19 protein-coding genes and 3 pseudogenes are annotated in these 22,160 nt (G+C 56.9%); 17 read left to right on the top strand and 5 right to left on the bottom strand.

Annotated elements, in window-relative coordinates; genetic code table 11:
• Positions 1-14 precede the first annotated feature (14 nt).
• Complete coding sequence (locus tag GSUB_RS01185; protein ID WP_040198817.1) at positions 15-2,582, bottom strand: hypothetical protein; 2,568 nt, start codon at positions 2,580-2,582, stop codon at positions 15-17.
• A gap of 631 nt (positions 2,583-3,213) precedes the next feature.
• Between GSUB_RS01185 and GSUB_RS01180 the strand changes: the two genes are divergently transcribed.
• Entirely contained in the window at positions 3,214-4,560 is a 1,347-nt protein-coding gene (locus tag GSUB_RS01180; protein WP_040198815.1) for an IS1380 family transposase, read from the top strand.
• Positions 4,561-4,860: 300 nt separating this feature from the next.
• Here the strand turns inward: GSUB_RS01180 and GSUB_RS01175 are convergent, their stop codons facing one another.
• The gene (locus tag GSUB_RS01175) at positions 4,861-5,364 is read right to left on the bottom strand and encodes a helix-turn-helix domain-containing protein (RefSeq protein ID WP_040198813.1); all 504 of its coding nucleotides are present in this window, start codon (positions 5,362-5,364) and stop codon (positions 4,861-4,863) included.
• 304 nt (positions 5,365-5,668) lie between these two features.
• Here GSUB_RS01175 and GSUB_RS01170 point away from each other — a divergent pair, with 304 nt between their 5' ends.
• From GSUB_RS01170 to GSUB_RS01100, 14 genes and pseudogenes are all read left to right on the top strand, one after another.
• Positions 5,669-6,430, top strand: a complete 762-nt coding sequence (locus GSUB_RS01170; RefSeq protein ID WP_040198811.1) for a histidine kinase — start codon at positions 5,669-5,671, stop codon at positions 6,428-6,430.
• A 74-nt stretch (positions 6,431-6,504) separates the two neighbouring features.
• Complete coding sequence (locus tag GSUB_RS01165; RefSeq protein WP_040198808.1) at positions 6,505-6,951, top strand: Hsp20/alpha crystallin family protein; 447 nt, start codon at positions 6,505-6,507, stop codon at positions 6,949-6,951.
• Between the two features lie 32 nt (positions 6,952-6,983).
• Positions 6,984-7,364 (top strand): Hsp20/alpha crystallin family protein, encoded by a 381-nt coding sequence (locus GSUB_RS01160; protein ID WP_040198806.1) that lies wholly within the window; start codon positions 6,984-6,986, stop codon positions 7,362-7,364.
• 38 nt (positions 7,365-7,402) lie between these two features.
• A complete protein-coding gene (locus GSUB_RS01155) occupies positions 7,403-7,906 on the top strand; it encodes an Hsp20/alpha crystallin family protein (protein ID WP_052464318.1) in 504 nt (167 codons plus the stop codon).
• A gap of 114 nt (positions 7,907-8,020) precedes the next feature.
• On the top strand, positions 8,021-9,937 hold the full coding sequence (gene treZ / locus GSUB_RS01150) for a malto-oligosyltrehalose trehalohydrolase (RefSeq protein ID WP_052464316.1): 1,917 nt from the start codon (positions 8,021-8,023) through the stop codon (positions 9,935-9,937).
• A 1-nt stretch (position 9,938) separates the two neighbouring features.
• Complete coding sequence (locus GSUB_RS01145; RefSeq protein ID WP_235269863.1) at positions 9,939-12,038, top strand: amylo-alpha-1,6-glucosidase; 2,100 nt, start codon at positions 9,939-9,941, stop codon at positions 12,036-12,038.
• Between the two features lie 255 nt (positions 12,039-12,293).
• Positions 12,294-12,988 (top strand): annotated as a pseudogene (locus GSUB_RS20145) (Hsp70 family protein).
• Positions 12,989-13,085: 97 nt separating this feature from the next.
• Entirely contained in the window at positions 13,086-14,063 is a 978-nt protein-coding gene (locus tag GSUB_RS01125; RefSeq protein WP_084211635.1) for a YfdX family protein, read from the top strand.
• A 135-nt stretch (positions 14,064-14,198) separates the two neighbouring features.
• Positions 14,199-14,324 (top strand): hypothetical protein, encoded by a 126-nt coding sequence (locus GSUB_RS19840; RefSeq protein ID WP_268747556.1) that lies wholly within the window; start codon positions 14,199-14,201, stop codon positions 14,322-14,324.
• Positions 14,325-15,047, top strand: a pseudogene (locus GSUB_RS01120) (AAA family ATPase); the annotation flags it as partial.
• Positions 15,048-15,465: 418 nt separating this feature from the next.
• Positions 15,466-15,645, top strand: a pseudogene (gene gpmA, locus GSUB_RS19995) (2,3-diphosphoglycerate-dependent phosphoglycerate mutase); the annotation flags it as partial.
• Between the two features lie 47 nt (positions 15,646-15,692).
• Positions 15,693-16,643: a DnaJ C-terminal domain-containing protein gene (locus GSUB_RS01110; protein ID WP_040198795.1), complete on the top strand. Its 951-nt coding sequence runs from the start codon at positions 15,693-15,695 to the stop codon at positions 16,641-16,643.
• A 9-nt stretch (positions 16,644-16,652) separates the two neighbouring features.
• The gene (locus GSUB_RS01105) at positions 16,653-16,967 is read left to right on the top strand and encodes a chaperone modulator CbpM (RefSeq protein ID WP_040198793.1); all 315 of its coding nucleotides are present in this window, start codon (positions 16,653-16,655) and stop codon (positions 16,965-16,967) included.
• Between the two features lie 35 nt (positions 16,968-17,002).
• Entirely contained in the window at positions 17,003-17,923 is a 921-nt protein-coding gene (locus tag GSUB_RS01100) for a zinc metalloprotease HtpX (RefSeq protein WP_084211633.1), read from the top strand.
• Positions 17,924-17,929: 6 nt separating this feature from the next.
• On the opposite strand, the gene GSUB_RS01095 is transcribed toward GSUB_RS01100, so the two are convergent.
• Positions 17,930-18,142, bottom strand: a complete 213-nt coding sequence (locus GSUB_RS01095; RefSeq protein WP_040198791.1) for a hypothetical protein — start codon at positions 18,140-18,142, stop codon at positions 17,930-17,932.
• A gap of 41 nt (positions 18,143-18,183) precedes the next feature.
• On the opposite strand from GSUB_RS01095, the gene ftsH reads away from it, so the two are divergent.
• Together ftsH and GSUB_RS19990 are read left to right on the top strand one after the other, a co-directional pair.
• Positions 18,184-19,998 (top strand): ATP-dependent zinc metalloprotease FtsH, encoded by a 1,815-nt coding sequence (ftsH, locus tag GSUB_RS01090; RefSeq protein ID WP_040198789.1) that lies wholly within the window; start codon positions 18,184-18,186, stop codon positions 19,996-19,998.
• Positions 19,999-20,201: 203 nt separating this feature from the next.
• Positions 20,202-20,534 (top strand): transposase, encoded by a 333-nt coding sequence (locus GSUB_RS19990; protein WP_052464314.1) that lies wholly within the window; start codon positions 20,202-20,204, stop codon positions 20,532-20,534.
• Positions 20,535-20,599: 65 nt separating this feature from the next.
• On the opposite strand, the gene GSUB_RS01080 is transcribed toward GSUB_RS19990, so the two are convergent.
• Both GSUB_RS01080 and GSUB_RS01075 read right to left on the bottom strand, forming a co-directional pair.
• A complete protein-coding gene (locus GSUB_RS01080; RefSeq protein ID WP_084211631.1) occupies positions 20,600-21,370 on the bottom strand; it encodes an ADP-ribosylglycohydrolase family protein in 771 nt (256 codons plus the stop codon).
• A gap of 372 nt (positions 21,371-21,742) precedes the next feature.
• Entirely contained in the window at positions 21,743-21,949 is a 207-nt protein-coding gene (locus GSUB_RS01075; RefSeq protein ID WP_158414019.1) for a hypothetical protein, read from the bottom strand.
• Positions 21,950-22,160 lie beyond the last annotated feature (211 nt).

Raw genomic sequence — 22,160 nt, 5'->3', positions numbered from 1 at the left:
CGCCCTTCCTTTTCCTATGCCAGACCCAAGCCGTTGTCGCGCACAGCTGCGGTATGAATTTGCGGCTGCACCGGCAGGCGGGACGTTGTCTGCAGTAGAAGCTTCAGCTGCTCATACTGCAGCCTCATCCTGTTTGCCAGTCCCAGAAAATCCCACAGCACCTGTTCCCCTTGTTTCCAGGCGTGCTCGCCCAACGCAATGCGGCTACCGTCAACCGTCAGGTGCTCCATGACCTCTTTGTATTCGTTCCAGGTCTGGATGGTACGTAACACGGCGATGATGGCCTGCTCCTGCTCCGTATTGAAGGAAAACCAGGGGCGGTGACACAGGGCCTTCAGAAGTCTGCCCTTGCCCTCCGGCGGCAGGAACAAGACCAGATCCCGGGAATTTAAAATACGATCGGCCAGCAGAGCAGCCCTTTTCTGATCTACGTTTTCTACTTGAAGGGACTCAAGAAACTCTTTCACCGTCATTCTCATCCGACGAAGCGCATCTTCACCTTCTTCGTACACAGTCTCCAGTCGCTCGCTTGCCAGCAGTAAATAGGTTCGCAATGTGTCGAAATACCTGAAGGCATCCTCATTCATGAAATCCATGAAATTGAAGTCATTGTTCTTGAGCTGGTGATAGATGAACTGACAGAACTCGGCAATGGTCTTGCCATTGACGGTAAACAGAATCCCGCCCCCGCCGCCGGCTCCCCAGATCAGGTATGCCTTGGCGCGAATGAGGAACCGGCCATTTTCGTACTCGATGAAAAAATCGCCTTTGGCTCCTGCTCCAACCCCGGCAGTGCCTTGGACACCCACCTCAGCCAGCACACCCCACTGGTGGTTACTCTCCGGGTTACGCCATTCAGCGGCACCGCTGACTTCGCAGCCGCGCTTAAGCCCGGCAAAGGCCTCGCCGCCCATATCCACAGTAGCGTCTTCCTCGTTCCGGTCATTGCGGGTGGCCCCGCGCAACTCAACCTGGCCGCCCGACGCGACATCAAAATGAACACCCACACCGGCCTGCAGGCTGGCACCGGCAAATCCACTGAGGGCGGACTGCAGCCTGGCACGGATGTGGCCGCAGTCAAACCTCTTGGTCTCACCCCGGCGCGGGCCGCTTGCCACTGTATATTCGAAACGCAGCGCGTGCCCTTCTTCGCGCGGCACATAGGCATTGAAATCGGCTCGCCCTTCGGCCAGCGACAGCGTCACCTGCGATTCTCCGGTCAAGCCGAAGCGGCGTTTTGAAAAGTCGATATTTCCTTTGAGGGAGGCGCCATGGGTATAGCGCATCAGCTGGGCCTGGGGGCTGACATCGAAGCGGCGGTTGGGGTTGTCCGGCGGCAGAAGCATGGTGGCGGTACGTGCATTGAAGCCCCGCGCCCAGTCTGCGAGGGTGCGGCTGCAGGGATCTACCAGTTCCCAGGTCAGCTGCGCCTTTTTATCGCCGAACGCGTCTTTGAGTTTATCAAGATCGAATTCGCCGTCGGTGAGCAGGGTGTTCTGGGTCATATCCTCGATGCGATGACGGCGCCAATGGGGCTTGAGATCCCCCGCATCAAGATAGGTATAACGCGCGCCGCGAAAGCCGATGACTTCGGTGAGGGTGCTGCTGTCGGCGGCACTGTGGATCAAAGGCGCCAGAGTGCGGTCAAGCTGCTGTTTGGCAGCTTCTATATCCTTTTGATCTCCTCGCTGGTAGGCATTCTCAAGATCTGCGACAGCCTCGTCATAGGGTCGGGCAGCGGCCTGAAAGAATTGAAGGTCTTCGGTGCGAAGCAGGTGAAAGGTGTTGGTGCGGGTCTCGAAGAGGATTTCGGCGACGGAAACGACCTCCTCCACGATGCGCACTTCGACACGATCATGACAGACGCCGCCTGGCGACTCGGCCCTCACGCTGATTTGATAGCGCCCCGGCTGACAGCCTTCGATCAGCTCCTCCCACCTGCAGGAGCCAAAAGAGGGGCTGGCCTTCTGCAGTGTAGAGCCGCGCTGACCGGTATTGAAATTCTGCCATTGAATCCGGATCCGATGGGCGTCATAGGCTTCGCCGCTGACCCTCAGTATGTCGTTTCCGCGGAAACAGCCCTGGTCCCCAACGGCAAGGGCAGCCCGATGGGGAGGGTGGCTGATGCGCACACCAGGAGGGGGATCGGCACAGACAAGGGGAGTGCTGCGGCGGTGCTCCGATGCCTGGAACCGCTTAAAGGAGCCACTCATTCCTCCTCCGCATTGGGAGTGATTCTGGTTCTGCCTGCGCACCAGCGCGAAGTGCCTTTGAGCAAAACACAGCTCACTCAGAGAGGTGATGGCGCGCCATCCTTTCCGGCTCTCGGCGAAGAGGACAAACGCATTCCCAACGCGACGATGACGCACCTGCTCCGGGTCGACGACGATCCATTCGCGGTAGTGGCAAGGCAGTTGTTTTTTGATATCGGTCGGCAGGGTTTCAGTGGCAATGCCCCGCCAGGGGGGCGGATCGGCCTCCACCGGAGCAGAGAATGGTTCGCTTTTTTTGAAGTGGTCATCAGGGCCAAAGCCCGGAGTGCTGCGCCGCAGATAAAGGTCATCGACATCTTTGATTGCCATGCCCCTCCCCTCTCATTTTTCATTATAATTTCAATGGAACCGGTAATTTGCCATGGGGAGACAGGTTTGACAAGGGGAAAGAAGGCAGGATTTGACAACCAGCGATTATCCAGTAACTTACCAGAATCTCACTTCCACTTCTTATTCAGAAGGAGAACGGATCGCAGTGTAGTCACAGTTTCGATTCGCACCTTCTCGTTGAAGTTTGAGGCTTCGCTTCTTTTTCCCTTATCCGGCTTTTGCCCTCAAATCTGCGGGTCCGAAAGATCCCCTTCAAGCCGGCCAGGCAGCTGTCGAAGATCTGAGAGGACTTCGGCTCCATCTATTTCCAAAATCGCCTCCCCTCTTGTCAACGGAAGTTCGAAAACGGACCAGGAACGGCTGATATTGACGCTGCGAATAGCCGTCGTAAGGCTGTTTCAGTGCTTTGCGAATCGTGTTGCGCGAATGTCTGATTCGGAATTGATAGGGCGCATGAAAGGCCGATCAGCGAAACGGATACTGAAACGTTTCCTGATTCCGTGAGATTACAATCGTAAAACTTTTCCACGAATGCATGTAAGTTGCTGAAACATTTCGTTATTTGTGCTATCTTATAGCCCACAAAAATTTCACTCCGTGGGTGAGTTCTATGAAACGCTTTATCATCGAGAAATCCGAGGAGGAGTTCTACAGCTCCCACTCCGGGCTGGCCCTGGTGGGGCTGTGCCTCAACCGCTTCACCAGCCTGACCAAGCGCCTGGGACAGCTCGGCCCACTGAAAAAGGGAGCCATCTCGCACGCCGATGTGCTTCGCAGCTATATCGGCCTGCTTTGTCTCGGCAAGAGCGATTTCGAGGCCATCAGCGGATTTCGCCAGGACCGTTTTTTCAAAGAATCTTTCGGGCTTAAGGGCGTTCCTTCCGAACCGACTCTGCGCCAGCGCCTGGAGGCGCAAGCCGAAACCTTTCAAACGATCGCCAACTTTTGCGTCACCGAGTTCCTTCAAAAATCAGGGGCGTTATTCTCGGCCGTGTCCACCGGCCACGTTCCTGTGGATATAGACGTCTTCACCCAGGATAATTCCGGGACCAAGAAACAAGGCGTCTCGCGCACCTACCATGGGTATGACGGGTTTGCCCCAATTGCCGCCTATCTGGCCCTGGAGGGCTGGCTTCTGGAGATCGAGCAGCGCGAGGGCTCCCAGCACAGCCAGAAAAACTTCATTCCGTTTCTTGGCCGGGTGCTGCACAAGGCGCTCTCGTTGACCGCCGCCCCTTTGCTGGTGCGCCTCGATTCCGGCCACGATGCCTGGGAGACCCGCATGGAATTGGCCTCCCATGAGCGGGTGGACTACATCCTGAAATGGAACCCCCGCGGGCACAGCAAAACCCTCTGGCACCGGCGGGCCTTCGCCGAAGGAAAGCTCAGCCAGCCGCGCCCGGGAAAGCGCATTGCCATTTTCAGTGTCCGCGACACTCATAGCTGGAAAGACGAAACCGGGCAGAAACATGAGTTGAGCTGCCGCCGGGTCATCCGCGTTACCGAGCGCACCATCGATAAGAAGGGCCAGCTTTTGCTCGAGCCCGACATCACGCTGGAGGGCTGGTGGACCTCGCTGAATCTGTCCGCCGAGAAGATTATCGCTCTTTACCAGGATCACGGCACCAGTGAGCAGTTTCACAGCGAGCTCAAAACCGACATGGATCTTGAGCGACTGCCCTCGGGCAAATTTGAGGTCAACAGCTTGGTGATGACCTGTGCCGCACTGGCCTACAACATCCTGCGCTTCATCGGGCAGATCGGCTTGCTCGGCGAGAAAACGCCAGTGCGACACCCGGCCAAGCGCCGGCGCATCAAGACGGTCATCCAGGAACTGATGTGTCTGGCGGCACGCATGATCGAGACCGGCCGACGGTTGTATTTACGCTTCAGTCGCCATAGCGGCGCGTCTTTCCAAGCGTTCGCCGGCCTTTATCAACGATTGGCCTACGGATAGGCCAGAGGCCGGCCAAAAAGAAGATGACAAAACCCGGGCACTTGCGGTGTTCACGATCGAACTCGTCCTGAAATCGCCTTGATTGGCACTTTGCGGGCAATCTGTCAAAGATCGAAGCTTGCTGAGGCCCTTCAGAGAGCCGGATTTTCAACTGAGCGACATTCTCGCCCCCCATTTTCGCCACTTGGGACGAGAAAACCGGAAAGCGGGAAGACATCTCACGGAATCAGGCGTTTTAGTGAATTATGCAAGATGGATTGGAGGGAACAACTTGTTGATAAACTCTACCAGTAAAAAAATTTAAGAAGCAAGATCTACCAGTATGTTTATGTAGTCCTCGTTGATGATTTTTCCTTTCCAAAAGGCATCTGAGTAAGAAAGAAGATTTATATCGCTAATTTTTTTGGGAGGAAGTATGACTTTCTTTTGATCTATTATTCGTTCAACAGCCTTGCTAACTTTTTTAAACAGTTTTGAATCAAAGTTCTCCGGAAATAACCGATGCGGGTTCGGGTGGGTTCCTTCCTTGATTTGTCCTGCATCAGGCTTGGCGCCATTTTTCTCATCGAAGTTTTCCCCCCGGTACATTCGGCCTTTTCCTGTAATTAGCCAATCAAGAGTGACCCCTTCCTGATCGGCAATCTGGATTAGGTGAGGCAACAGAGGCGCGGCACCCTTGTTCCAAATCTTGAAAAAAGACCCCTTGGGAATACCCACATCAGACGCCCAAGAATAGGGTGGTTTGTTTCCGATAAGGGTAGCGATCTGCGGTCTGATATCAGTAATTTTTTCTTGCTCTTTCATCTCTTTACCCTCTCCTCGAAAAAAAAGACTAGCATAAAAAAAAGTTTTTAAAAGGAACTTTTTTCAAAAACACCCTTGACAAGTTCGAGTTGCGAACTAATATGGAAATCAGTTCTTTTTCTCTACTTCGGAGCCTCGATAATTTCAGCAATTACAAACACATAAAATACCACCCCAGTTCCTTTCCTTCAAGAAGGGAAAATTAATCCACTGTGCCCTCGGACTTTGGGGACGGTCCATGTGTTAAAGGTTTGAGTGGCAAGGTGATTATCAGAATCTCTATCAACAGGGGAGCTTTCAGGAAATGATTTTTGGAGAAAACTTGGGATCCTGCCACTTGTTCGACGAAAAAAAGGCAGATTTTTATAAAAGTAGAATCGACACCCAAATTGTTGAATTCTTTGATGCTGTCTACAAGGAGTTACGCATTCCATTAACCACTATTCTTTGTCTTGTCCAACTTCTTCTTCAGAAACCCGAAATTTCCAATGAAGAAAGAAAAAATTTACTTAAATTGTTAGAAAAAAAAGGCCTAGACATATCTAATTTTTCAGAAGAAACATTTGATATAGTACATTCCGCATTTGGTTTCGGACCTCGTTTAAGAATTAGAAATATTGATGTTGGAGAATGTTTTAGCAATTTAAAAAACATAATAAAAAATCAACCTAAACAGTATAAAATTAATTTAGATATTAAAAATAAAGATACAAAAATTTCCGTAGACAAGAGAAAAATTAATTCAATACTAGAGACAATAATTTCAAAATTTATAGATGAAAATAAAGATGGAGTAAAAATAAATATAGAAGGAAAAACCAGCAATAATTCATACATACTAGAAATATATACTAACAACAGAGAATTAAATACTAAAACAAAAAAAGTAAATGATAAAGAATTTTTTAGATACAAAATTGATCCAATTAATGGAAAAAAGATTTTGCCTAGTATTTTTGTTGCCAAAAAATTTGCTGAATCACAGTTTAGCGACCTCACCCCTTTTGATGATACCGACAAAAAGGAAGGGTGGCGTTTAAAAATGCCTATCTCTATCTATATATAAAACCTATAAAGACCCAAATAAATTGGGGTGAATTACAACGGCACGGAGTGTCCAGAACTTGAAGGAGGATAGCCATGGTAGCAACGGACCTATTCAGAGAAATGGAAGACTTGCGCAGGAAGATCGACAATGCTTTTCGAAATTTTGGTTCGCGTGGGCTGCTGACCCCTGCATTCTTGCCGGGACTTGGTACGGGTGAATTTCCACTAGTCAACTTGAGCGAAGATGAGGACAACGTCTATGTGCAGGCTCTGCTGCCCGGGCTGGAATCCAAGGAGGTCGAAATTAATGTCATTAAAGGGGCTCTGACCATCTCCGGCGAACGCAAGGAACCTGATCCGAAGGGCAGGACTTGGCACCGCCGTGAACGGGGAGCCGGCAGATTTCTTCGTGCTATCGACATCCCCGCCATGGTAGCGACCGACAAAGCTTCGGCTGAATATCGCGACGGCATTCTGATGGTGACCCTGCCGAAAGCGGATGAGGCCAAACCGAAAAAAATCGCTGTGAACTTCGCCTGAGCGACAATCGACCTACGGAGGAGGCGCACTCTATGACTAATCAAGAATTATCCCCTCGCAATGAAACGTCACCTGTCCGCCGCACGACCGGCAGTTACGCGGTGCCGGCAGTCGATATTTACGAAACGGAGGACAACCTGACCCTGGTGGCCGACATGCCGGGCGCGAAACGCGAAAATCTCGATATCGACTTCGAGCGCGGTTTCCTGACCATCAGAGCTTGGGTGGAGGCGACCGAAAGAGGCCAGACAAAATGGCAGGAATTCGCTCTGACAGATTATTACCGTCAGTTTCAGCTACTTGAGGACATCGACACGGAGAGGGCCTCGGCCGAACTCAAAAACGGGGTCCTGACCGTCGTCATGCCTAAAGCCGCGGCCAGCCGCCCGCAACGCATCGCCATTAAATCATGACCCGCTATACAAACGGCCTCCCTCAGGAGAATGAGTAAATGAACGTGAAGAATCAGATGTCCTGGCGCCGTGGCGAACGCCCCTTGAGTGGGAGAATGAACCGCAGTGATCTGATGATGGAACTGCGGCACGAAATCGACCGGCTTTTCGCCGAATTCATCCGCACCCACGATATGGGTGCGGAGAATCTTCTGGCCGAGTCGGGAAATTTCGTGCCGACACTCGACATCAAGGAAAACGAGCGCGAGGTGCTCGTGACGGTAGAACTCCCTGGCATGGATGAAAAAAATATTGAGGCGACCTATGGCGAAGGCATGCTGACCATCCGCGGCGAAAAGCGCGAAGAGAAGGATGACCGGCAGACACAATATTACCATGCTGAACGTCATTTCGGCTCGTTTCTGCGCCGGATTCCCATCACCGCCGAGATAGATGATGAACGGATCGAGGCACGCTACCGCAAAGGGGTTCTTGAGATTCGCCTGCCCAAGTCGGAGGCGGCCAGGCAGAACCGGCGCAAAATCGAGATCAGACAGGGCTGACCCACTCATGCCCGCATTCCGACATTTCCAGGTAACAGCCCCCGTCATTTCGCCCTCGCGGCTAGGGGCGAGATGCCGCCGGCAGGATGCCGGCCGCTGGAAGGCAGTCGAACAATGAACGAGCAGCGATCACGCAGACTTCCGGTGGGTGCCGAGATTCAGGCGGAAGGCGGGGTGCATTTCCGGGTCTGGGCACCACGCCAGAAGAAGACCTCGATTGTTTTGGAGAACGGGCACGAAGTCCCCACCGTTATACCGATGATTGCCGAGAGCAACGGCTACTTTTCCTGCCTGGTTCCGCAGGCCGGCACCGGATCCCTGTATCGCTATCAGTTCGAAGATGGCGACGAGCTCTATCCCGACCCTGCTTCGCGGTTTCAGCCCGAGGGGCCCGAGGGGCCCTCCCAGGCGATCGATCCCGCCGCCTTCACCTGGACCGACCAGAATTGGACGGGACTGCGATTGTCGGGACAGGTGATTTACGAAATGCACATCGGCACCTTTACCCGGGAGGGAACCTGGGAGGCGGCCTCCCGCCATCTTCAAGAGCTGGCGGCCACCGGAATTACCCTGCTCGAGATTCTGCCGGTCGCCGAGTTCGCCGGTAGCTTCGGCTGGGGCTACGACGGGGTCGACCTCTTCGCTCCGACGAGACTCTACGGCACACCCGACGATTTCCGCCGTTTCGTCGACAACGCCCACAGTCTGGGCCTGGGGGTCGTCCTCGATGTCGTCTACAACCACTTCGGGCCGGTAGGCAATTTTCTGCGCAGTTTTTCCCTCGACTATTTCACCGATCGCTACGAGACCGAATGGGGCGAGGCCCTCAATTTCGACGGGGTCAATTCGGCACCGGTGAGGGAGCTGATTATCTGCAATGCCGGCTATTGGATCGATGAATTTCACCTCGACGGCCTGCGTCTCGATGCAACCCAGGCGATCGTGGACCGCTCGCCGCGCCATGTGGTTCTCGAGATCGCCGAGAGCGCCCGGACGGCCGCCGGTGGCCGCTCAATCGTACTGATCGGTGAGAACGAACCGCAGGATGTGCGCTTCGTCCGCGCTCCCGAGGATGGCGGCTTCGGGCTCGATGCCCTGTGGAACGACGACTACCATCACAGCGCGATGGTGGTACTTTCGGGTCACAACGAGGCCTACTATACCGATCACCTGGGAGCACCGCAGGAGTTCATCTCGGCCATCAAATGGGGCTACCTATATCAGGGTCAGCTTTATTCATGGCAGGGCAAACGACGCGGCACCCCTGCCTTCGATATCTCGCCCGCCGCCTTTATCCACTTTATCCAGAACCACGACCAGGTTGCCAACAGCGCCCGAGGCGAGCGTTGCCACACGCTGAGCTCGCCCGGCCGGTTCCGGGCCATGACGGCGCTGCTGCTGCTCGGGCCGCAGACGCCGATGCTCTTCCAGGGGCAGGAATTCGGGGCTTCGAGCCCGTTTTTCTACTTTGCCGACCACCACGGCGAACTTGGCGAGCAGGTCCGCAAGGGACGGCTGCATTTTCTCGAGCAATTCCGCAGTCTGCGCGGCGAGGCGGTGCAGAACTGCATCCCCGACCCCGCCGGGCGGCAGACTTTCGAGCGCTCAAAGGTCGATCAGGGCGAGCGGCAGACGCACCACGAAATCTACTGTCTCCACCGCGACCTGCTGACGCTGAGACGGGAAGATGCGGTTTTTCGGGCCCAGCGCAGCGACTGGCTGCACGGCGCGGTCCTTGGGCCCGAAGCCTTCGTGCTTCGCTTCTTCGGCGGCGATGAGGGCGATCGGCTGCTGCTGGTCAACTTCGGACGCGACCTCAAACTTGCCGAGGTCCCCGAGCCGCTGCTCGCCCCGCCGGAAGAATCACGCTGGGAATTGCTGTGGTCAAGCGAAGCGCCCTGGTACGGAGGAGGCGGCACTCCTTCCCTGGAGACCGGAGAGTATTGGCTGGTGCCCGGTCATGCGGCGGTGGTGCTGGCGCCCAAACGCATCGTCATGCTGTTCAAGGTCGAAGGACGATTGGGAGGTTGATTTGAGGACTTCGCACCCCTACCTGCCGGTGACCGGCATCCGCCGGCGGTTTGTCTGGAACCGCCGTACAGCCGGTGGCGAGCAGCTTATCTATCGCGAATTTCTGGTCGGTAACGGCCTGGGGGGATATGCCAGCGGCACCCTGGCAGGGGTCTGCACCCGACGCTACCACGGTCTGCTGGTAGCCGCTCTGCCGGTACCGATGGGACGTGTGAATATGCTCTCACGCTGTACCGAAGAGCTGGTCTTCGACGGGGGGCGTGCGGTGCGGCTGGACGGCGAGGAGCCCGAAGAGGGTCGGCTGTTGCTGCCCGGAACGCCGCTTCTCGAATACTTCGAGCTGCGGGGGGGATTGCCCGTGTGGCGCTACCGCTACCGCGACTATGTGGTTGAAAAAAGCCTGATTATGCCTCACAGGCAGAATACTGTCCATCTCAGCTACTATTTGCTCGAGGGGCCGCGACCGGTGGAGATTCGCCTGCAGCCGTTCATGCATTTTCGTCCCCAGGCGCAGGAGGTTTCCTGCGACCTGAACCAACCCTACCGCGTCGAGGCCAATGGCCATTCCTTCAAGGTCAAGGCGCCCGCCGGCTATCCGGACCTGCGGCTTCTGCTGCATGGTGAACAGCGAAGCTTCAACCTTACCGGCGGAGCCTTTGCCGACGCCTTCTACCGCGTTGAGAAGCAGCGCGGCTATTTTGCTCATGATCGCCTGTGGACGCCTGGCCACTTCAGTGCGTGTCTCGGGCCAGAAGAAACGGTGGTGCTGGTGGCCTCTGTCGAGGACTGGGACACCTTGCGCGCCCTTACCCCGCCGCAGGCGCAGCAAGCCGAGCAGGTGCGGCGCCAGCAGCTGGTCGACGACGCTCCGGTCTGCGCCCAGGCGCAGCCGGCAGTCCACTTGGTACTGGCTTCGGACCAGTTCGTGATCACGCCGAGCACGCGCACTGCCGACGCGGTGCGCGCCCATGCCCGCGGCGATGAGTTGCGCTCGGTGATCGCAGGCTATCACTGGTTCACCGACTGGGGCCGGGACACGATGATCAGCCTCGAGGGACTCACCCTGGCCACCGGACGCTATACCGAGGCCGGCTACATCCTGCGCACCTTTGCCAGCTACGTTCGTGACGGACTGATTCCCAACATGTTCCCCGAGGGCAGGAATGAAGGTGTCTATCACACCAGCGACGCGACCCTGTGGTTCTTTCACGCCGCCGACCGCTATCTGCACACCACCGGCGACCCGACCACCAGACGGCTGCTGTTGCCGGTGCTGCGTGAGATCATTCAGAATCACATCCGCGGCACCCGCTTCGGCATCGGAGTCGATCCGGCTGATGGCCTGCTGCGACAGGGAACGGCCGACCTGCCTCTGACCTGGATGGACGCCAAGGCCGGCGACTGGGTCGTGACGCCGCGGCGCGGCAAGGCGGTAGAGATTAACGCCTTGTGGTTCAACGCTCTCAATATCTACGCCCAGTGGCTTGCCGGCTGCGCCCCCAACGCCGAGCGCGACGAGATCGTGACTCTGATTGCAAAGGTGCGACGATCCTTCAACCGGCGGTTCTGGAATGCCGAACTCGGCTATCTCTACGACGTGGTTGACGGCGACCGGGGCAATGACGCGGCCCTGCGCCCTAACCAGATCTTCGCCCTGGCCCTGCCTTATCCCGTACTCGAACGCCGCTACTGGTCCAGCGTATTCGCGGCGGTGCGCCGCCACCTCGAAACACCGGCTGGCCTGCGCACACTGGCGCCGGGTCATCCCGACTACCAGCGTCGTTACGCCGGCGACGTCCTCGCCCGCGATGCCGCATACCACCAAGGAACTGTCTGGCCTTGGCTCGCCGGTCTCTATGTCGATTCCTGGCTGCGGGTCCACCCGCATGAACGCTCCCGGGCCCGACGCTATATCGAGCAGATCATGACTCACCTCGACGACACCTGCATCGGGTCGATCAGCGAGGTTTTCGATGCGGAGCCGCCATTTTTGCCTAAGGGCTGCGTCTCGCAGGCCTGGAGCGTCGCCGAAGTGTTGCGAGCCTGGATCAAAGTCTCCGAAGGCGATCCCGGCGGGTCCTGCCCGGAAAAGGATGTCTAGCGCGATGCCTCGTGGCGCCCCCGAGGATGTCAAAATCATTGTCGCATGTGACGTCGCTGTTCCACGATGCGGCGGCCAAATCAAGATGCAATACATTGAAAAAAATAGATTTTTTCATGGTACAATTTTTGAAGTAATAAATTTCAGCGAAGACCGACAGGAGTATTTGGCAGCTCTGCAGAAACCATCATGAATCCTTTCCGTTCGCCTTGAAACCAAGGAAAGACGTTAGACCGGAAAGAGGAGATACGGATCATGGGAAAAATTATCGGAATTGACCTGGGAACCACCAACTCCTGCGTTGCCGTCATGGAAGGGAACAGGGTGAAGATCGCCGAGAACAACGAAGGGGGACGCACCACCCCTTCAATCGTCGCCTACACCAAAGACAAGGGGGGGTCCTGGTGGGCCAGGCGGCCAAGCGCCAGGCGGTGACCAACCCGCAGAATACCCTATTCGCTATCAAACGCCTGATCGGCCGTCGGTACGATGATCCGACGGTCGAAAAGGACAAGGCGACCGGCAAAGAGCAGTCGGTGGTGATCAAGGCCGGCAGCGGCCTCACCGAGGAGGAGATTGAACGGATGGTCCGCGATGCCGAGGCCCACGCCGAGGAAGACCGGCGCTTCCGCGAACTGGTTACTGCCCGCAACCAGGGCGAGGCGTTCGTGCATGAGGTCCGCAAGTCACTGGAGGAGTCGGGAGAAAAGCTCGAAAGCGGCGAAAAAGAGCGGATCGAATCGGCCATCAAAGACCTGGAAGAGGCGCTCAAGGGCGAGAGCAAGGATGACATCGAGTCAAGAAGCCGGGCGCTCAGCGAAGCATCTGCCTCCATGGCTCAGAAACTTTACGAACAAAAGGCGCAAACCGCAACCGGAAGCGACCCTCGTGGACCGGCCGAGGACGATGTGGTCGAGGCCGGGTTCGAGGACGTCTCGAAAGACAACTAAATTCAAGAAACGGGAAACTCGACTTGCCGACACCCGAGACCCTGGGTTTCCAGGAAATTCGGGAGATTTAAACCCACCCAAAGCAAAGGAGGCTGTCATGAAAAACAGGCTGCTGAAATTGTTGATCATTGCAATCTCGTTTCTGGGTCTTGCCCTCACCGGTCCAGTAATGGCCGACGACAATGAATCGCCGGACAAGCCCGAGGCCCAATCCGAAGCGACCCAGGCGGTACAGACCTCGGTGGCAAAAGAAGCGGAGGGCAAGACCGCCGAGCAGCGTAAGCGCATCCTGGCCGAAGCCAGCGCCGCGATTGCAGAGACCAGAAAAGCCCTGAAGGCCCTTGACGAGAAAAAGCCCGACGACGCCCTGAAAGCGTTGGAGTTGGCCACCGGTAAGCTGGCACTGATCGTTGCTCGGGACCCTGACCTTGCCTTGGCGCCGGTAGATGTCAGGGTAACGTCTTACGATATTTATGCCAAAGTCGAGACCATCGAAGAAGCGATCAAGAAGGCCGAGGACTATCTTGAAGACGGCGAAGTGCAAAAGGCCAGGCACTTGGTGGCAAATCTTGCCAGCGAAATCGTGATCGAAACCGTTAACATCCCGCTGGCCACCTACCCGGATGCCATCTTAGAAGTCGCGCCATTGATCGATGAGGGCAAGCTAGAGGAGGCCAGGAGGGCCTTGCAGATGGCTCTCAACACTCTGGTGGTTGTCGAAGAGGAGGTGCTTCCGCTGCCGGTGGTACGCGCCGAGGCCATTCTGAAAGAGGCAGAAAAACTGGCCGAAAACCAAGGGCGTAGCGAAAAGGACAACAAACAACTGGAATCGCTGCTGGACGAGGCGCAGACCCAGTTGAAAATAGCTCAATTGCTCGGCTATGGCGACAAGAAGGCCTTCAAACCTATGTACGAACAACTGGATGAAATCAGGAAGAAAACAGAGGGAGGCAAGCACGGGAAGGGATTTTTCGACAAGATCAAGCAGCAAATTTCCAACTTCCTTGCCGACAAAAAGCCGTCTGAGAAGGACGACCTAGCTCCTGCCGAGTCGCAGAACGAGAAAGCCGAGTAAGGGGATGAGGCCCCGGACAAAAAAGCGCTGTTCTGTAAAGCTCTTAATATTTATTCAGGAAAACAAAAAGGAGGATGATTCATGGCAACCTGACAACAAATTCGTGAAGGTGTAAGCCGCATCTGGGACTCACTGTTGGACGGCTGGCAGCGGCTCTATCAGCGGGCTTCGGGGGCCATCACCCGTTTTGTTCCGGGTGTCGGCAGAGAGCAGGTCCCGGAAGCCGACGCGCGGGAACTGACCCTCTGCAGCTCGGGTTGAGGCGTGCTGACGGCCAAGATGCTCGAAGGCGAACGCGAGAAGCTACTCAGACCCTGCATCGGCGGGTGGTCGGTCAGGACGAGGCAGTCAAGGCAGTAGCCGATGCCATCCGACGCTCCCGAGCCGGTCTTTCAGATCCCACCCGTCCCAACGGCTCATTCCTCATTCCTTTTCCTCGGACCGACCGGGGTCGGCAAGACCGAGTTGTGCAAAGCGCTTGCAGAATTTCTCTTCGACACCGAAGAGGCGCTAGTGCGCATCGACATGTCCGAGTTCATGGAGAAGCACTTGGTGGCGCGAATGATCGGTGCTCCGCCCGGCTATGTCGGCTACGACGAAGGGGGCTATCTGAGCGAGGCGGTGCGCCGCCGGCCCTACTCGGTGATCCTGCTCGAAGAGGTGGAGAAGGCCCAGAGCGACGTTTTTAACGTGCTGCTGCAGGTGCTGGACGACGGCCGGCTGACCGACGGTCACGGGCGCACGGTCGATTTCCGCAATACGGTGGTGGTGATGACCTCCAATCTCGGTTCTCAGCTTATCCAGGAGCTATCAGGGGAGGAAAACTACCTGCGCATGAAGGCGGCCGTGATGGAGGTTGCCGGCCAGCATTTCCGGCCCGAATTCATCAACGGCCTCGATGAGATTGTCGTGTTTCACCCCCTGGGTAAAGAGCAGATCCGCGCCATAACCGACATCCAGATCGACTATCTGCGCCGGCAAGTTCCTGCCGGGCGATACCGTCCGGGTCGATGTGGAGAATGGGCAGTTAACTTTTACCTGCCAGGCCCGAGCGGAGGTGGTGGACTGAGGGGGAAGGCAAAGGTGCCACATTCTGAGTGGCTAGAAGTATTACTACATAAATTTTTCGGCTTTGAATAACCTCGCAGAATTCGATCAAGTGGGAATACAGCCAGCTAATGCAAAATACCATTCGGATCTTAGCGAGGGACAAGAGCCCCAGCAATGTACGTCAAAATCTCAAGATCATCTTCGATTCTTCATTCTTTCGCATTATCGGCGAAGAGATGTATCTGGTTATCTCAGCACGCCTGAGTGGAGACGATCATGAAAAAGCTGGTGTTGATACGGCATGGAGAAAACAACTGGAACCGGGAAATGCACGAAAATATCGCCCCCAATGTCAAATGGGAAACGGGTCATCATCGCCACCCACGGCAACAGACTGCGGGTCCTATTGAAATATTCAGACAACCTTTCGAATGAGGAGACTGCTCGGCTCAACATCCCCACGAGTCTCTCTGTCGTTTATGAGCTTGAGGACGACCTGCGCCCCATTCGGAGCTACTACCTGGCGAATTAAGGGACTGATGGCGATGGACAACGGAGCAGAAATTTTATGGAATATTTATGGAATATAAAGACTACTACCACATCCTCGGGATCGCGAAAAACGCTTCGCAGGATGAGATCAAGCGGGCTTACCGCAAGCTCACCCGCAAATACCATCCCGACGTAAGCAGGGAGAAGGATGCCGAGAAAAAGTTCAAAGAGGTCGGCGAGGCCTACGAGGTGCTGAAAGACCCCGAGAAGCGTGCGGCCTACGACCGGCTCGGCGCCAATTGGCAGCAAGGACAGGATTTCCGCCCCCCACCCGGCTGGACCAAGGAGGAGTTTTCCTTCGGCGGCGGGTTCACCGACGGCAACACGGAAGGTTTCAGCGACTTCTTTGAATCGCTGTTCGGCGGCCGCTTCGACTCGAGACGCCGCTCGACCGGGAGGCGCGCCACTTATCGCCGACGCGGTGAGGACTTTCATGGCCGCCTCGTCATCGACCTGGAAGATGCCTTTCGCGGTGCGACCCGCACGGTGACGATGGAGGTTCCCGAAACGGGGCATAACGGCCTGCCGCGTATCCGGTCAAAAGAAATTCGGGTACGCATCCCGCCGGGGGTCACCGAGGGCCAGCATATCCGACTACCGGGCCAGGGAGGTGAACTGCCTAGCGGCAGTGCCGGCGATCTCTTTCTCGAGATCGTCTTCCGCCCTCACCCATTCTATCGGGTTGACGGCAGAGATCTCTATCTCGACCTGCCGGTCGCCCCTTGGGAGGCGGCGTTGGGAGCCAGAGTCAAAGTCCCCACACCCGGGGGGGTAGTCGATTTGCAGATCCCGGCCAATTCGGCCGATGGCAAACGACTGCGTCTCAAGGGGCGGGGACTGCCGGGCGAACCGGCGGGCCATCTTTACGTGAATCTCAAGATCGTTCTGCCGCCGGCGAACAACGCCAAGGCAAAAGAACTCTATCGCAAGATGGAGCGCGAGCTTGCCTTCAACCCCCGGGCCGCGCTCGGAGTCTGAGGAGAAATCATGAGAAAGGATTTGTTGCCGATTCTCAGCGGGAGCCTTCTCGATGATCGGACGACGCTGAGCCTGGCCGAGTTGAGTCGAGCCTGCACCGTGACCGCCGAACGCGTCATCGAACTGGTCGAGGAGGGAATTCTCGAACCACAGGGATCCGAACCTCTCCACTGGCGATTCCCCGGCAGCAGCCTGCGCCGTGCCCGGACCGCCCTGCATCTGCAGCGCGATCTCGACATCAATCTGCCCGGGGTGGCCCTGGCTCTTGAGCTCCTCGACGAGCTCGAACGGCTGCGGTGCGAACTCATGCGACTTGGCCCCTGAAGCGAACAGGGCAGAAACGGGCAAGGAGGGAAGCGATGACGACGCCCCCACTCTGGAAGCGACATTCCCTGCTCAACCGCCTGCAGACCCTGCTGCTGCTGATCTTTCTCGTGAGCTATCTGGCTCTGATCGGCTGGCTGCTTTGGGGGCGCAGCGGTCTGGTATGGCTGCTTCTGACCGGTGCGGCGTTCGCCCTGTTCAGTCCGGCAGCATCGCCTCAGCTGATCATGCGTGTGCACCGCGCCCGGCATCTGGCTGCCTCCGAAGCACCTCAGCTCTATCGGCTGGTCTCCGAGTTGGCGCAGCGCGCGGGTCTCCCTCAGCCGCCGACGCTCTATTACCTGCCGAGCGCCATGATTAATGCCTTTGCCGTGGGCACCCGCCGCCGCGCAGCGGTGGCGGTGACTGCCGGTCTGCTCGACACCCTCGATGAGCGGGAGTTGGCTGGGGTGCTTGCCCATGAGCTCAGCCACGTTGACAACAACGACATCCGGGTGATGAGCCTGGCCGATATGACCACCCGCTTGACCAGCGCCCTGTCGGAGGTCGGCCAGCTGCTGCTGTTGCTCAATCTGCCGCTGATTCTCGTTTCCGATACGGCCGTTATCTGGCCGGTGGTGCTGATTATGATCTTCGCCCCCCAGCTCAGCGCCCTGGCCCAGCTGGGCCTGTCGCGGGTGCGCGAATATGACGCCGATCTTTTTGCCGCCGCACTGACCGGCGACCCCGCAGGTCTGGCCAGCGCCCTGGTCAAGCTCGAGCGAAGCCAGCGATCTCTCTGGCGGCGGGTTCTGCTGCCGGGGTACCACATCCCCGAACCGTCCCTTCTCAGAACCCATCCCCCCACCGAGGAGCGGGTGCGCCGACTGCTGGAGCTTGAGCGACAGGCCAACAACGGCAAGCCCCCGCCAGGATCCCTTTGCCGGCCAAGAGGCTGGGCTCTGGGCGGGCGGTAGCGCCCCTCAAAGACGCACGCGCCCCGCTGGCACATCAGTGATCCGGGGCATTGAAGAAGGACATCGATTTCCAAGAGGAAAGGAGAAACCGGCCATGACACCCGCCAGCGCATCGAGCAGCTTCTTGCCGACACAGACCGCATCGTCGGCATTCTGGAGAACGAAGAAGAGAACGCCGGGAAGTCGTCCTGATGTGGCGTAAACGTCCGCGCGGAGCATGCGCCAGCAATGCAAGACTGGACGCCGTCGAGGTATAATTCATGGAGAAAAAAACCCGCTTTTCCATCTGGTATGTCCTGATCGCCTTCTGGCTGGTCCTGTTGATCCAGAACCTGATCGTCACCCAATATGGCCCCCGCAGAATCGCCTACAGCGAATTTCTGGACGCCCTGGAGGAGGGGCGCATTATCGAGGTGGCGGTCAGCGGCGATGTCGTCTCCGGCCAGATGCGGGCGGCGGGAGACAACCAGCAGAGTCCGCTGGCTTTCGTGACCCATCGGGTCGAGCCGGAACTGGCGCAGAAGCTCGCACAGCAAAACGTGAAATTTCGGGGGGAACCCAAGAGCACCATCCTGCGCGATCTACTGTCATGGATCATCCCGGTTTTTCTCTTTTTCGGCTTGTGGCTGCTGCTGATGCGCAGATTCAGCCCAGGATCGCCCATGCTGGAATTCGGCAAGAGCAAGGCTCGGGTCTATGCGGAACAGGATATCGATACCCGGTTCGAGGATGTCGCCGGTGCCGAAGAGGCCAAGGAGGAACTCGCCGAGATTGTCGAGTTCCTCAAGAGTCCAGAACGCTTTGAGAGTTTGGGCGGACGCATGCCGAAAGGGGTGCTTCTGGTCGGCCCGCCGGGTACCGGCAAGACCCTGCTGGCGCGGGCGGTTGCCGGCGAGGCTGGCATCCCCTTTTTTTCCATCAGCGGCTCGGATTTCGTCGAGATGTTCGTCGGCGTCGGTGCCGCCCGGGTACGCGAGCTGTTCAGGCAGTCGCGGGAAAAAGCACCGTGCATCATCTTTATCGATGAACTCGATGCCATCGGCAAGGCCAGAGGGGCCGTCACCGTCGGCGGCCACGACGAGCGCGAGAACACTCTCAACCAGCTACTGGTGGAAATGGACGGCTTCGATCCACGCAGCGGTGTGGTGATTCTGGCTGCGACCAATCGCCCGGAAATCCTCGACCTGGCTCTGCTGCGCGCCGGTCGCTTCGATCGCCAGATCCTGGTGGACCGACCCGATCTCAGGGGACGCGAGGCAATCCTGCGGGTACACACCCGTAAAATCGCGCTGGGCGAGGATGTCGATCTGAACGTTATCGCCCGCAAGACGCCCGGCTTCTCCGGCGCCGACCTGGCCAACATCGTCAACGAGGCGGCACTGCTGGCCGCCCGCAAGAACAAGCGGCAGGTCGAGATGAGTGATTTCGACGAGGCCATCGACCGGGTCACGGCGGGGCTCGAGAAGAAAAACCGCCTGATCAACGCCAAAGAGCGCGAGATTGTCGCCTACCACGAAACCGGTCACGCCCTGGTCGCAGCCTTCACCCCCGGCGCGGAGCCGGTGCACAAAATCTCCATCGTCCCCCGTGGACTTGCGGCCCTGGGGTATACCCAGCAGCTTCCCACTGAGGAGCGCTATCTCATGACCCGCGGGGAGTTGCTGGGGAAGATCGACGTCCTGCTGGGCGGCCGGGTCGCAGAGATGCTGGTTTTCTGCGATGTTTCCACCGGCGCGCACAACGATCTTCAACGGGCCACCGACATCGCCCAGGCTATGCTCGAGGAGTACGGCATGGGCAATACGCTGGGGCTGGCCACCTATCCACGCCGGCGCGGCAACGTCCTTCTCGGCGAGCAGATTCCATCACCGGGCGGCAAGCCATACAGCGAGGCGACCGCCGCGCGGCTCGACGAGGAAGTTCGCGCGCTGCTGGCCGAACGCGAGCAGAGCGTACGCGCCCTGCTTGAGAGCTGGCGCGAGTTGTTGGAAAAGATCGCCCGGCGGGTGCTGGAGGTGGAAGTGATCGATGAGAAAACTTTCAACGACCTGATCGGCAGGAAAGAGGAAGGCTGACTATTCTGGCCCGGGATCTCACGGTATTCGCGGCGATGATGTCCGCCGACCGGCTGACGCCGGAGTAAAGAATTTCGAAACAGAACAAGCCGGGCCGACCGAATCGGTGCCAGGCAACGCCCCCTGTGTCAGGATAGTTGTCGCCTCTCGCTGAGAGATTTTGTGTGTTACTCTCGGGGGCAAAGGAGAGCGACAGTAAATATATGAGCAGCAAATATTCCAAAGAGTTTAAGGCCAGTATCATTGCCCGGCTGCTGCCGCCGAACAACGCCAGTGTTCCGGGGTTATCCCGAGAGACCGGAGGACCCAGGGAGACTCTCTACATGTGGCGGCTTCAACATCGCCGTACCCCGCAGGACACGGCGGCACATGGCCAGCGGTCGCCTAAGTACAGCAGCAAAGAGAAGCTGAGCACCGTAATCGAAACCGCCAGCTTCAGCGAAACTGAACTTGGCGAGTACTGCCCATGGATTTTGCCGGGGGTAGTTACAGCTCGATGTGCACTAGATCCTGACGCACAGCCAGCCAGGCAATGAAAATTCAGTGTGAGACACACACGAGTTGAACAGAATACCAGCTATAGGTTGACCCGGGCCTCCCGCTAGTACCCGGGATATCGCCTCCACCACTCGTCATCATCCTCAAACCCGAGAAACAGATCGGTCGCGACCTGCTCGATTACCTGGCGCAGTTCAAGTCGCGACAACCACCTCTCGGCGATGGCTTTTCGCCCGAGCAGGGCTCCGAGGATGTTTCCGGCAATGGCTCCGGTACTGTCACTGTCACCGGAATGATTGACCGCAAGGCGGATTCCGAGATCGAAGTCGTTTCCGGCGACCAGGGCGCAGTAGATCGCGATCGCCAGGGCTTCCTCGCCGACCCACTCTTCCCCGAGTTTCTCGACCGTTTCCGCATTATGCGGCAGATCCGGATCAGCGGCGAATTCGATGGCTTTTTTGACGGCGGTTGTTGTTTCCTCGGCGCCCGGATGCTCCTTCAGGATATCGAGCGTGTTGTCAATAGCCTCGTTCAGATTATTTCCATCAATGATCCGACCGATCAGCATGGCAAGACAAGCCGCCGGCAGATACCCGGAGGGATGCCCGTGGGTCAGATAGCCCAGCTCCCGGCCGACTTTGAACGATTCCCGGTCACGCATAGTGGGGTCCATAATTCGACACATAAAGTGGGATTGGAAAAGCAGGCCCACAGGCGCCACGCGCATGACGGCCCCGCACCCCTTGCTGTCGTTGTGCCGGGAGCCGGAATTGTCGAGCAGAAAAGGTCGGTCATGGCGAAGTGACGAGAGACAGGTATTGCCGGGGGCGCGACGACTGTGCAATTCAGAAGTCTGGGCCAGCCATCCGTCCATGGAGACCGGTTTGTTATGGCGACGCTGCCGAGAATTAATGGTGGAGCTAGGTGTATATGAGGACTGGCGTTGCCATGTTACTGGCCCATGGTGCAACCCATTGGGGCTAGAACAGCGACGTTTATCTCATTAAGGCAGGACGCAAACCAAAATATTGCAAGCTTTCGGACAACAAATCCGTAAAAGGAACCCACGGAGGAACCCAAATCAAACAGAAACAAAAAAAGGCTTAGCCCACGAAAGCTAAACCTTTGTTTTTGTTGTGTTAAAATGGCGCGCCGGGGAAGATTCGAACTCCCGACCTTCTGATCCGTAGAGTCGCCTAAAAAATCTCGGGAAAATGTGCGCAACCCACCGTGATCATTGCAATTTTTAAGTTTCAACTAAAACATAACCGAGCTTGTCGCCTTTATCAAAATCAAAAATCATTAGCATTTCTAGCAACATACAAGGGAACCTCCCCGCGAAGCGCTCCGTCGGCGCTGTTCCCAAGAAAACCGACACCTTTCGGAAGCGTGCCCAACGCACCGAACCCCCCACGGGAACCTTTTGGGAACCTTTTTCCAAAAGATGGTCCATTCTTTCAACACCGAGGCCTCGCGTTGAAACCTGTCTGGCTCTTTGGATTTTGGCTAAGCTCTCTTTGCTGCGGTCCAATTGCTTGTTGTCATCTAAACCGGCCTCCTGTTCTCAAGCAAAACCATCCAGGCATTAATGGTCAAACATATCCGCCCGTTAATTCATGAAATTCACCCATAGTTGTCCAGAGCCCCCCTTGGTGGATGATAAA

The organism is Geoalkalibacter subterraneus (genome assembly GCF_000827125.1).
GTDB classification, from domain to species: Bacteria; Desulfobacterota; Desulfuromonadia; order Desulfuromonadales; family Geoalkalibacteraceae; genus Geoalkalibacter_A; species Geoalkalibacter_A subterraneus.
This window is presented reverse-complemented; position numbering and strand designations above follow the sequence as displayed.